We start from the raw sequence: 13,627 nt of genomic DNA, 5'->3' as shown, positions 1-13,627 counted from the left end.
TTGTTTTATTTCTAATTGTTATTTCTTCTTACCAAGCTTCCCGAAGCTATTGTCGTTCTGGCTATAGCCAATTACATCTGCTACAGCAATACTCAAATCCATTTCATCAACATACAGCAGCGCCACCGCACCTTTAGGCATCCTCAAAGTACACACGCCCTTACCCTGATCTGATAACATGACATCGGAAGCTGATTTGAGGTTAGGTTTCTGCTGAAAACCAGTTTTCATGGCCAAATCCCCGCCATTCAAACTTTCAATTTTAATCCACCGGGTTTTACCCTGCTGCCTTACCGCACTGAGTAAAAAGGCGCCTTCGGTACGCAGGTTCTGAAAGGCCGCATTCTGCCAGTCTGAAGGAACTGCTGGAAATATTCTTGCCACATCATCCCAGTATTGAAGGTAAAGCTCCTGGATGCTGGCTGCAGCTGCCAATGGTGTTTCGATGACCGGGCCGCTTTCCAGGTACATGGTATTGGGCTGTACAAATTTATCGAGTAACTGGTTCAGGTAATCCCTGGCCGAGTCTCCTTTACCCATCATCGCATACATAGAAGCGCCGCCAGTAAATGAATAACCTTGCAACGCGGCCGGAAAACTATGCCAGTGTTTAAGCGATTTGCTGATCAATTCACGGTGCTCCTCCTGATCCCAGTTAACCAGGTACAAAGGATAAACCATCAATAAATGTGAATAATGGCGATGCGACTGGTTGAAAGGTACATCAGCAGCAATGCGATATCCATTTTCGTCTGTTGGATAAGGAACCAGGTTTTTCAGCACCTCTGTCCACTTAGCTTCCAGGGGATCATTAAGCTTCAATTCTGCATTGATCCGTAGCAGTGTTTTGCAACCCCAGTTTAATAAAGAAAGGTCGTAATTCGTATCTGTACCTTTTCCAACAGGATATTCTGGAGAATGCGTTTTAACCGAAAAATGCCATTTACCATCATCACCTTTTTTCAATAAATGAAGTGGGTAATTGATACTTCTTTTCAACAGAGGGAATAGCTTTTTCAACACTTCCTTATCCATACTATACCGGTAATGCTGCCAATAATAATACAAAATCCAGGTCAGATTGCTCAATTCCGCTTCGCCATTTGAAATCTCTTCCGTTGAACCCGCAACCAGCTTTACAGGCGAAATCAGGTCGGCACCGGAAGCTCTGGATAGTCCTGCCGCATCATATTGATATTCCTCAGGTACATTTTTGATCAGGTTTTCCTGCTGCTGATCTATAATCTGCATCAATGAGCTGGCAATGCCAAGCCTATTTGCGGCATAAAGCGGACTATAGCTCAGCTGAATATTTAAATTGAACCAGTAAGCAGGCCATGGAGTTTGTTTAAACCAAGGCCCCATTAAATCCAGGGCCGGTTTATTGGCCCTTGTGGCCGAAGCTAACTTATACTGTTGTAACCAGTAAAAAGCTTGCATCCTCAGATCTGCCAGGCTTAAAAAGCTTTGCGGATAATAAGCATGCCACCATTCCCTGTGTTTTAAAAGCTGCTGCTGAACTGCTGCTGAATTCAATTTATTCAGGCTTGCAACCGCCTCGCTTACATACTGATCAGCTTGAGTTTGATAAGCAATTGTAATAAGATAGTCTGCACCAGATCTTGAAGCGATACGTTTCCAGGCTGTGGCATAGCCACCACCTGCATGCATGGTCTGGTTGTAAAATTCAACCGCTCCGCTTTTACCCGGCCGGCCTTCAGGATTACCTTTGTATTGCTCGGGAACTTTGATATGTGAATATTTGGTTCTTGTACTTACGGATGCTTCCGGTACCCATTGCCAGCTGGAACCACTTTCCTCACCGGTATATGCTGTACTGAAGTAAATGACATTACGCTCAGAAAAAGTGAGGTTTTTAAACTCAATTGTACCTTTATCCGTATAAATTGTGCCTTTAATTTCTGCATTCCACAAATCCAGTCTGGCACTGATCTTCCTGATCTTGCCTACCGGTTTCAGCAGGAAATGCCCAATAGGTAATCTTGCTTTGCCTAAAAGCGGAGAGCCATTGCCCGACTGGTGGTCTCTCACATCACTCCTGCCAATATCGATTCTTAATCCGTCATCTGAATCGCGGTAAATCATGGTCCCCAACAGTCCATTTCCGGTAAACAATCCCTCGTTCCAGCTGCTACCTAAGTCATCATAAACGATATCGCATCCTGAAAGAAACTTTGGCCAGTTGATCCCTACCGGGTCCTGGCTTACCGCCTGCAAATCTTTCGCAGCAAGCATGATGAATAAAGTCACCATACTGATCAGGCATAGAATGCGTCTCATTACAGTGTGATTTTAAATACGTAAATAGGAATTTCGGATGTCATTTTCTCTGGTAATGTTATCGCCAGGCCGCTTGCGTCTTGTTTCCAGTCGACCTTACCTTTCAGCCCCAGAACTGAAACCGACCTGACGCGCAATTTTTCAGTATTCATGGTTTTCACCAGTATTTCACCTTGCTTCCAGCTGCGGGCATAAACGTATACCAGTCCTTTCTTTTGTGAAAAATAGAGGTCTGGTACAATACTTTTCGCTGTATTGTCATTGTCCGTATCTACCAGTCCGGATGGCTTTTTAATACCTTCAGCTACCGGGCCTGCTACACTTTCTGAAGTTACGGTCCAGGGTTGAACGCCATAAATGGCTTCTTTATTGATGTCCATCCATTTCCCGATCGCCTCCAGGTTCGTTAAACTTTGCGCAGGTAAGGCGCCCTGACCATCAGGATTTACATTCAATAAAAAATTGCCGCCTTTACACACAATTTCTACCAGTTGTCTGACCAGTAATTCTGGTGATTTCCAGGCTTTATCATAGCGGTTGTAACTCCATTTACCACTCATGGTGATGCAGGCTTCCCAGGGTTTAGCCAGCTTTGAAGCAGAAATCTGCTGCTCCGAAACCAGGTAATCGCCTAGTCCGTTACCAATCCGGCTATTGATGATGCATTTGGGCTGTATTTTTCTAATCAGGGCTTCCAGTTCTGTACTTTGTGCCTTATTGATCAGTTCAGGTGTATCAAACCACAAGATGCCAATCGGACCATAATTGCTAAGCAGCTCTTTGATCTGTGGCTTAACCTTACGCTCAAAATACCTGGCAAACACTTTTCCATCTTCATCAGGAAAATCCCAGGTATTACTTCTCCCGGCCTTTTCAGGCCAATTGGTCGGCACATCAGGATCTTCCCAGTCACGCCCCAATGAATAATACAAGCCAAGCTGAAGTCCATATTTCTTACAGGCAGCAGCCAGCTCCTTAATGGGATCCCTACCCCATTTGGTTGTTTTGACAATATTGTAATCACTTGCAGCAGATTGATACATGGCATAACCATCGTGGTGCTTACTCGTAAATACCACATATTTCATCCCCGCATTTTTTGCAGCCTTTACCCAGGCATCTGCATCAAACTTAACCGGATTAAAGTCGTCTGCGATTTTAGCATATTCTTTTACCGGAATCCGTTCATACAACATGAAATGTTCATTGCCTTTGGAAGGTTTCCCTTTCCAGTCGCCAGCAGTTACGGAGTATAAGCCCCAATGCACAAACAGACCAAATTTGCCATCCTTCCACCACTGCATATCTGCCGAAGAAGGATTGGTTTGCTGCGCAAATAAATTCCCGCAGCAAACCAACGTAAAGCAGAATATCAAAATTCTTTTCATAGGAACAATTGGCGTTAAGGATTTACAATAGTGATCGGCAACTGCTTAACAGCAACAGACCGTCCATCAACAGTATTGTTGGCAGCCACAAAAGTTGCGGTATAATTACCTGCCGGATAACTTACGGTAGCAGTATAGCTTTTTACCTGTGCAGAAATCTCTTTGATGCCAACACCCGCATCTGGCGTTACCTTGCGCAAATCGAGTGGCCCCATAATGGCCCAGGCTTCGGCTGGAGCAGTGGCTGCTGCCACTGTAGCTGCGCCCGTGATCACCAAGGAACCTGCAGTTCCGACACCAGTAGTATATACCCAAGCATATTTGTTTGCATTTAGGTTTTCATCAATACTACTCAGCCAGCCCAATCCAGGTGTATTTACACCGTAATTGGTGATGGACTGATTAGATGCTGCAAAATTGGCCTGGGTATAAACAGTCTTGTCTTCCAGCACGTTGTTGACAGAAAGTCCAGTAATGGTCCATTTATTCTGAATGCTACCCGCCACTGCTTTATATTTAAAAGCGATGAATACGGGTTTGCCCTGACTGGCGTAATCGGATAAATCCACAACTCCGGAAGGGGTTGCCGTAGTTGCACCTGTTGACCATGTTGCCCTGCTGCTGATATCTGTCCAGCTGGCAGCCGCAATATTGGCATTGGTAGCCGCAGTATCGCGGGTAATAACCCCTGTAATGGTTTGCGATTTGGCCACCACACCTTTAAAATCTGTAGAGATCATCAACTGGATTGAGTTGCTCTGTGACCCGTTTGCCCGCAGCGAACTAAATTGAAGCTGTGGCGTACCATTGGCCGTAATGCGGTCTTTAAATTCATAACGTTGTCCTATTGCACCAGAATAAAAGGTGATTACATCTGGCAATCCGCTCAATTGATAAACAATCGTATCGGTTGTTTTAAAAGATGAACTTGCCTGTCCGTTGGTCCTGGTACTGACAACATCAAATGAAACCGGTTTTTCATCTATGGATTTATCGCAGGCCGCCAACATCAGTGTGCCGGCAAGTATAATTGTATTTAAAAGTCTCATAATTTCTTAGTTTAATTGAATTACCAGCCTGGATTTTGAGTTGCCGCTTTATTCACTGTAATCTCAGCTGCAGGAATTGGAAACAGGACATGTTTAGGTGCAACATTTGAACCTGCTAAACCACCATAAGAGAAAGTTGCGCCAGCATTGGCCCTGATCTCTGCACCTACCGTATTCATGGTAGTCACCCATTTGCCCCAACGGATCAGATCGGGTCTTCTTAAAGCTTCAAAGCAAAGCTCTCTCGACCGCTCATCTTCAACAGCCAGTTGGAAACTGTTCGGATCCAGACCGACAAGATCTATAGTCGATGTGGCAATCGTGGCCGTGGCTGTTGCCCTCAAACCTGCATAAGTAAATACAGCACCCGTTACCGCAGCAGCCGACGCCCCTGAAGTTTGTGTAGGCCCGGTTGCCGTAGAAGTACCCGCGGTTGTAACCGTATATACATTATTGCCGTTAAAAACCTGGGTATTCACTGCATATGCAACATTGGCAGCCCATGCTGTACCAATGGTTACAGTTGGTACAGCAGTATATCCTTTACCCGGATTTAGTACAGCAATGCCGGTAACCTTACCCGTACTGGTAGATACCGTAGCTTCGGCGGTTGCACCCGTTCCACCACCTCCGGTTAAGGTAACCGGAATATTGTTCAGTGTAAGTAAGTAACCGGTATTGCCAGCAGTGGCCAGTGTGATGTTATTGACAACAGAAATTGTGGTAGCAGCAGTAGCAGGATCAAGTCCATAGGCTCTTCTTCTGACCTGGTTAATGGCATCATAGGCCAGTGCAGTTGGCCCGTTGATGTGGTTTTCCGCTTCCGCAAGCATTAACAAGACATCAGAATACCTTAAAAGTGGATAATTGATCGGTGTGGTGTTCTGATTTTTATTGTCTAAAACATAAGCCTCTCTTCTAAATTTAGCCGCATCGCGGTTGTAAACCTGCGCTGCTGTATAGTAATTGTAATAGTACCGGTCTGTATAAGATGTAATGTAGTTGAACTGCGCCAGGTTCCAGTCTCTTCTTAAATCACCAGGTTGGAAAAGATTAAATAACCTTGCTGTAGTATGTAAAAAGCCATAACAGTAACCAATTTTAAGTCCGATGGCTGTGGTCGCCTGCATCTGGATACCTCCCAGATTACCTACCCGACCAGTTGATCCAAGACCATCAGCACCATTTCCTTTAAACTCTACTTCCCACATGCTTTCCTTAACATCATATAAATCCTGATGCATATTTACGAACAGTTGTTTGTAGCTGGAATTTAACCGGTGCTCTCCCGATTCTTTGACTTTCAATGCCCAGGCTTTGGCCTCGGCATATTTAGCTTCATCTTTTAAAGGTGCACCGGCCATGGTTAAGCAAACCCGGGCTAAAATGCCTTGTACTGTTGTTTTGGCCACGCGACCACTAAATCCAAAATCGCTGATTTTGCTGGTCAGCCCTTCAGCTTGAGTCATATCCATCAGGATCTGGGTATAAACTTCTTTTACCGGCGTACGTTTAACCTGAACATCTTCCGCAGCGGGCGATTTGGTTGGCTCCAGTTTAAGTGGTACATCGCCAAAATTACTGGCCAATAGAAAATAATAATAGCCACGCATAAACAAAGCTTCGCCAAGAATGGGTTTACGCTTTGCTTCGTCCATCTTTGCAACATTGATATTGGCAATGAGCATGTTTGCCCTTTCAATACCAACGTAGCATTGCTGCCATAATGCCGCTACACTGTTATCGGCATAGTCAAAGTTATACACAGATACACCAGTGGTTTGTGTGTTCCGCTGATAAAATGCCTCATCGGAAATGTTGAAATCACTATTTAAAAAATTACCGTACAATGCCGGCGTAGACAAAGGATAATATACCCCTGCCAGGGCATTTAACAATTTTGCTTCAGAATCGTAATATTCTTCCGGCAAAAGATTATCTGTAGGTACGGTATCCAAAAACTTTTTACAGGAAAATAAACCTGTGCTTAATATGAGTAGAGAAAATAATAACTTTTTCATGTCAGTTGAATTTCTGTGAATGTCTTGAGTTCATTTAATGAGCTGGTGTTAAAAAGTAACGTTTGCACCAAAAGCCACAATCCGGGCTCTCGGGTAGCCGCTATAATCAAATCCACCGGTAAGTACCGAATTGTAGGTACTCACTTCCGGATCAAGACCCGTATATTTTGTCCAGGTATACAAATTCTGTCCGGAAACAAAAACGCGGACTGCCTTAACTTTGATTTTGTTCAGCAAAGTTTTAGGTACATTATAGCCCAGGGACACTGTTTTCAAACGAAGGAAGGAACCATCTTCAATGGTCTTGGATGAATAGCCTGCTACTGAAAATCCACCTGTACGGTAATTGGATGAATTCTGATTCTCTGGCGACCAGCGGTCTGTATAGCTCGCATACTGCTGTAAAAACCGTTTACCCAATGCATTTCCCTCAAACACCATGCGGTTTACATTTTGAATATCGTTACCGTAAGACCATTGGAAAAAAACGTTCAGGTCAAAGTTTTTGTAAGTGAAGTTATTGGTAAAACCCCCGGTATGTAGAGGTAAGCTGTTGCCAATAACAGCATAATCAGAAGCATTTATATTTCCATCTCCGTTAATGTCTTTATACTTGATGTCTCCAGGCTGAATGTTCTGACGATTGGCACCATTGGTAGGTACATTGTCTTTTAATAAATACTCACCTGTTGAGGTTTTGGTGAAATCGTTGTATTGGTATAAGCCATCCCAGATAAAGCCATACATCAGACCCAGGGGCTCACCAATTTTCGCGATGTACGAAGGAATATTGGTATAACCATTGTCCCAATTGGTGGTAGACAATAACGTTTGCTGATCTTCTGCCAAAGCAAGCACTTTGTTCCTGTTAAAGGAAATGTTAAAACTGCTGCTCCATTGAAAATCTTTTTTATTGATATTTATTGTACTCAGTGTAAGTTCCAATCCACGGTTGGATACCGCACCCACATTTTTAAATGCGGTAGTATAACCACTTGAAGTTGGAAGTGTTGCCCTCAAAAGCAAGTCTTTTGTATTCTTTTTGTACACATCAGCAGTAAAGGAAATTCTGTTGTTGAAAAAAGCCAGATCCACACCTGCATCATATTGATCTGTCGTTTCCCACTTCACTTTTGGATTTCCAAGTGTTGTTGGGATGATACTGGTTACATACGCGTTGTTCCATGGATAAGAATTGCCAGGAACAACATCATTGGAAGATAAATAAGCAAAATCATTGACCCTGTTGTTTCCTGTCTTACCAAAACTGGCCCTCAATTTACCATCAGAGATCACTTTACTATCTTTCAGAAAATCTTCCTTGATGAAACGCCATGAAGCACCTACAGAAGGGAAGTAACTCCATTTGTTACCCGGAGCAAATTTAGAAGATCCATCTGCACGGTAAGAAGCCTCGATATAGTACTTAGATTTATAATTGTATTTAGCCCTTCCATAAAAAGACGACAGGGACCATAATGAACTGATTGCCGTAGTTACCGGATTTACAATCCCTTCATTTAAACCGCTGATGCCCAATTTCTCATTTGGCAAAAAGGTAGCGCCAAAGCCATAAGTGCTGCTCGTATTTCCTTGTGATGAAAATCCGCCTAAGATATTCAGGTTGTGATCTTTGTTATAGGTTTTTGTCCAGGTCAGCGTATTTTCATTAGACCAGTTGTTGGTGCTGGCTTCGGATATCGAACCGTTTACACCACTGGTACGGCCAGGAGTAGTATTTGGGCTACCCGGATAAGTATTGGAATTGTTAAAGATTTCATTAATTACCCTGGTATTGTTGATGCCGCCCGTTACCCTCAACTTCAACTCCCTGGTAATGGCGTAATCAAAATACCCGCTTACATTTAAATTGTGTGTTTTATTGTTGCGCAATAGGTTTTTCTGATTCAGGATCGGGTTGAATTTATAATCCGTTCCGCTGGAGGTGGTTTCATCGATTTGTTCATCCTCCGTATATTCTCCAATTGGTGTATAACCCCAAACACTATACAAAATATTGGTTGTTCCGCTTCCACCCGTACCCTGGGCTGCTGAATTTCCTGAACGCAGCAAATAAGCATAATTGGCATTGATCCCTACTTTGATTTTACTTGTTAAAGTTTGATCCAAAGTGATTCTGCCCTGGTACCTTTTATAGGCGGTATTGATGATGGTACCTTTCTGATCGTTCAGGTTTCCGGAAATGGCGTAGACAGTTTTATCCGTTCCACCCCTTAATGCCAGGGAATAGTCCTGTCTTACCCCGGTCTGAAAAAATGGGGTCTGCCAATCTGTGGCCTGCACATTTCTATAATCTTCCAGTGTTTTCCCAGGTCTTGTCAATAGTACGTAAATTGGCGTCGGATCTGAGGCAGAACCAAGCGCGCCCGGCACCAGTTCCAGTTGCATTTTAGCAAATTCATAAGTATCCATCAGCTTCATGGTCTTGATGTTGTTGTCCAGACTCACTGTTGGGTTAAAAGAAATTACCGGCTCACCAACCTTTCCTTTTTTGGTTGTAATCATGATCACGCCATTTGCGCCTCTTGCCCCATAAATAGCCGTTGCAGACGCATCCTTCAACACATCAATAGATTCGACCTCCTGGGGATCAAAAACATTCAGGTTGAAACCTTCTATTGGAAAACCGTCAACAACATATAGCGGACTGTTATTTTGCGTAATGGAATTGGCTCCTCTGATCACAATATTGACAGATGAGCCAGGCTGGCCATCGGATGAGTTTACCTGTACACCGGCAACACGACCGGCTAGCGATTCATCAATAGAACGCACTGGTGCTTTTACCAGGTCTTTCATATCTACCTGGCCTACCGAACTGACCAAATCTGCTTTCTTTGAAGTTCCATATCCGATCACCACAACATCGTTGAGCATTTTATTGTCTTCTGCCAGACTCATGTTTACGGTTGTCCGGTCTCCAACAATCGCTTCCTTTTGTATATACCCGATATAAGTGAATACCAGAACCGAGTTTCCTGCTTTAGGAATCTGGATGGAAAACTTTCCGTCTATGTTTGTGGTAGCGCCAACCTTGCTGCCTTTAACCAGCACGCTTACCCCTATTAAAGGTGTCCCTGTCCCCTGCTCTGTCACAGTCCCTTCCACCTTGCGGTTTTGCTGGGCAAATGCTGCGATAGAAAAAACCAGGCACATTACAATCATGTAAATTTTTCTCATACTTCAGTAAGTTTAAATTTGGTTTGCTCGTTTGTAACCCCTCGATTACTTCAATCAAATTTGAGCATCAACAGCCCAAATAAAGGGTGTCTAATTAATTTAAATGAGGGTAATAATTCGTTAACATAGCTATCTAACTGTTATTGTAGAACCGGCAAATTCATTTTTTGGGAAATTAACCGGGTATTCTTTCTTTGTACCCGCCGACAAATTCGCAATACTAACCAAAGCACGGTCTTCCTTTTGTAAGGGATCTGCAATCGAAATTACAGCCTTTTGCTTCAAGTCCCTGATCATTAAAATACAGGCTTTATCTACCTGCACCAGGTAACCATCCAGTGTCAATACACCTGGTTCGTAAAATACAACTTGCAGCATATTCAATTTTTCATTGGCTACAGCCTGAATTTGCGGGGTGTTGGAAATGATCTGAATACCCGATTTGCTAAAATTGCTTAGTGGCAGGCTGTTTTTAATACCCGGGTAAACGACATAGGCATAACTACCCGCATCCGGTTTTACACCATGATTGATCCACAGTTTAAAAACATCACCGGAAAGTTCCGTTTTGGGATGTGAATTGTTAATGTGGTACCAGTTTCCTTTTTGATTGATAGTGCTCAAAGTTACCTTACTTTCATTTGGGAATACATAACCGATGCCATCATGTAAAACCCAGCTTTGTTTTTCATTGTTAAATACCGATGTTTTACCTTTACCAAACGTTCCTTTAATCGCCGACCCCAGCACATCTCCGTTTAACCAACTCTGATTTACTGTAGTCACAATATTTTCAGAAGCATTGCTATGTATGCCTGTCCCCAAACATACAATTTCCTGATCAAAAAAGAACCAGGCTTTTTTTGCGGCAAGGCTGTCAAAGCTCAAGTTATAAGCAGTTGCCCCATACACGCCATCAGAAACACCTCCTGAAAAAGCGGTACTTCCATCTTCACCCCAGAATTTTGTTGTAGCCTGATCGGCGGCATAGTCGCGGGTGGTGGTACCAGGGATTTTATCCCATTCCCAAACCGGCATAATGTTGAAATATTCAGGTCCGCGCACCTGGATATTTGTTGCTCCGTCGCTCAGGTACCGGCCCAGTAAGTTCTCTTTATTTCCAGACTCACTACGTTTGGTCCTGTTGCTCACAGCCCTCACGTTGAAAGAATAACCGGGCCTAAGGTGCATCACGTAATCTGCATTCCAAAATTGCTTGTGAAAAGGTTCAATCTTATAATCGGGTGCTGCTGTGCTGTCTGTACGTGCGATGGCATTTTTCCAATCATCTGCGTGTATCGGATCAACCATTGTTGCCACAATTAACCTGCTTTTCTCACCGCGCTTTCTTAAAATATCAGGTCTGCTTACCCCTCTGCCCTCCACATTGAAGTCTATATAACTCCCCCGGATCGCTTTCAGATAAGTGTTCCGGTAATAGGTCGAAAACATTTGCAATTTTTCATTGCTGATGGCATAAGGTGTACCCTGTACATAATTGATCATTTTCAAAACCCCGGTGATGAATACCAGGCCATAACTGGAGATCTGCAATTGCGGACCATGCTGCAGATAAGAATAATCGTATTGCAGGCCTTCCTGATCATGCACAAACCTGATGGGATCAAAAAGCTCAGCAGTAGAACTGGCCAATAGCCCCTCATTTCCCGTTAATAAAGCTCTGTAAAAGTAATGGAGTGCAACATCTGTCTTATTTGCCCCGGTCAATTTTTCCGGATTTCCGCGTTTCATGCGTTCAATCAACAAAGCTTCCAGCTCAGCCGGAACCTGTTTTTGCCCTTTACGCATCAGGATCAGCATCTCGCCTAAAGCCTGGGGTGTAGCAATTTCATTGTGCCACCAGTTGTTACTTTTAGGGTCCTGATCGTACCAGTATCTGAATGCCTTCACAATCGAATCAAAAACCTTTTCGTTGGCATAGTATTTACTGTCTTTTTCTACATAAGCCTGTATCAGGGTCAGCAACTTCAACAAGTGATCATTTGGCACCCAGTTGGTAATCGTTTTATCTTTATAGTCGATACCTGCCCAGCTGCCATTGGTTTGCAGTGTAGCCAGATTTTTTTCAGCAGGCCTGTCATTAAAGCGCGCAGGCTTTTTCAGATCAAGTGCAATCCGGCTCATAATCAAGGCCTCAGGATCACCGGATTGTGCTTTTGACAAATCAGGCCTGAACATCCCTAAGGCGAGTAAACAGGTTAGTAATATGGATTTCATTCGGTTCTTCATTTGAGTTTGATTGATTCAGTTAGGGATACATTTTTTCCATTTCACGTCCTTTCGTTTCCATACGGTGTTTGATGATCTGGTTTTGATCTCCATAGGAACTGGTCCAGTGTGGCTTGTCCAAACCCTTTTCCCATTTATGTAGCTTTTCCAATAAGGACTTTACACGCTCAGGGTAGTTAGGTGCCAGGTTATCCGTTTCAGAAAGATCTTTATCCAGGTCGAATAGTAAGACATTTTCCTTAACCCGGATTAATTTCCATTTTCCTTCGCGAATTGCTGCTGCAACGCCACGTCTCCAATAGAGGGCCTCATGCGGTGCTTGTTTATTCAGGCCAGTGAGGTAGGGAAGCAAATTTACCCCATCTAATTTCTTTGGCCCCTTTTGTTTCCCTTTAGCCGCAGCAATTGAGGTGGGCAAAATATCTAACGCACTTACAGGAAGGCTATAGCTTTTATTTGCTGCGAGGTGCCCGGGCCATTTCATCAGCATAGCTACCCGGATACCACCTTCCCACTTGGAACCTTTCATTCCACGTAAAGGACCATTGTCTGAGGAATTAACCGTTGCTCCGCCGTTATCATTCACGAAGATTACCAGTGTATTCTCCTCCAGGTGATGTTGTTTGAGGGCAGCCATTACTTTGCCTACGCCATCATCTAATGAGGTCATCATGGCTGCATAAGCGCACCTACCGGTGTCGGGAATACTGGCATAACGATCCATCAGGTCTTTTTTAGCATTCATTGGCGTATGTACCGCGTTATAGGCTAAATACATAAAAAAAGGCGATTTGGTATGCTGATCAATAAATGAAACTGCCCTATCGGTAAACATATCTGTAAGATAGGTGATGCTGCTTTCGGGAACTACCTGATTGTTATCATATAAAGCATGCTCCACGCTGCGCTTGCCTTGATATGGAAAAAAATCGCGATGCCCGCCTGTAAACCCGTAAAACTCATCAAAGCCCCGATTTAGCGGAAAATGTTTTTTTTCATCTCCCTGATGCCATTTGCCGATGGCAATAGTTTTATAGCCATTTGCCTGCATTTCATTGCCAATGGTTTGTTCTGAAGGATCCATACCAACATCCGTAACCTGGTATCCAGGGGCCATTAAAGTGGAAGTATTGTGTTCAAAACCGAATCGCTGCTGGTAACGGCCGGTTAAAATACCAGCCCTGGATGGGGCACATACCGACGCAGATACGTAAGCGTCTTTAAAAAGTATGCCTTGCCTGGCAATTCTGTCAATATTTGGCGTAGGAATCTGTTTTCCCCCGTAACAGCCAAAGTCAACATAACCTGCATCATCGCTCACAATAACGATGACATTCGGCTTTTGTGCATATCCTGGCTTTGCACTTGTAAATAAGATGATCAGCAGGGCAAAAATGAAACGATTTTTAATCATATG

7 protein-coding genes are annotated in these 13,627 nt (G+C 43.6%); all 7 read right to left on the bottom strand.

What is annotated here, in order from left to right; genetic code table 11:
- Window positions 1–18 precede the first annotated feature (18 nt).
- Window positions 19–2,301, bottom strand: coding sequence for a hypothetical protein (locus IM797_RS26520; protein ID WP_194130246.1), 2,283 nt, complete (start codon window positions 2,299–2,301; stop codon window positions 19–21).
- Entirely contained in the window at window positions 2,301–3,689 is a 1,389-nt protein-coding gene (locus IM797_RS26515; protein WP_194130245.1) for an alpha-L-fucosidase, read from the bottom strand. Before IM797_RS26515 ends, IM797_RS26520 begins: the two co-directional genes overlap by 1 nt.
- Window positions 3,690–3,703: 14 nt before the next feature.
- On the bottom strand, window positions 3,704–4,738 hold the full coding sequence (locus IM797_RS26510; protein ID WP_194130244.1) for a DUF5017 domain-containing protein: 1,035 nt from the start codon (window positions 4,736–4,738) through the stop codon (window positions 3,704–3,706).
- A 20-nt stretch (window positions 4,739–4,758) separates the two neighbouring features.
- Entirely contained in the window at window positions 4,759–6,759 is a 2,001-nt protein-coding gene (locus tag IM797_RS26505) for a RagB/SusD family nutrient uptake outer membrane protein (protein ID WP_194130243.1), read from the bottom strand.
- Between the two features lie 48 nt (window positions 6,760–6,807).
- A complete protein-coding gene (locus IM797_RS26500) occupies window positions 6,808–9,960 on the bottom strand; it encodes a TonB-dependent receptor (RefSeq protein WP_228099152.1) in 3,153 nt (1,050 codons plus the stop codon).
- A 129-nt stretch (window positions 9,961–10,089) separates the two neighbouring features.
- Window positions 10,090–12,198 carry a chondroitinase-AC gene (gene cslA, locus IM797_RS26495; RefSeq protein ID WP_194130242.1) on the bottom strand — a complete coding sequence of 703 codons (2,109 nt, stop codon included), beginning with the start codon at window positions 12,196–12,198 and terminating at the stop codon, window positions 10,090–10,092.
- A gap of 31 nt (window positions 12,199–12,229) precedes the next feature.
- Entirely contained in the window at window positions 12,230–13,624 is a 1,395-nt protein-coding gene (locus tag IM797_RS26490) for a sulfatase (RefSeq protein WP_194130241.1), read from the bottom strand.
- Window positions 13,625–13,627 lie beyond the last annotated feature (3 nt).

The sequence above is a fragment of the Pedobacter sp. MC2016-24 genome, assembly GCF_015223055.1.
Taxonomy (GTDB): domain Bacteria; phylum Bacteroidota; class Bacteroidia; order Sphingobacteriales; family Sphingobacteriaceae; genus Pedobacter.
This window is presented reverse-complemented; position numbering and strand designations above follow the sequence as displayed.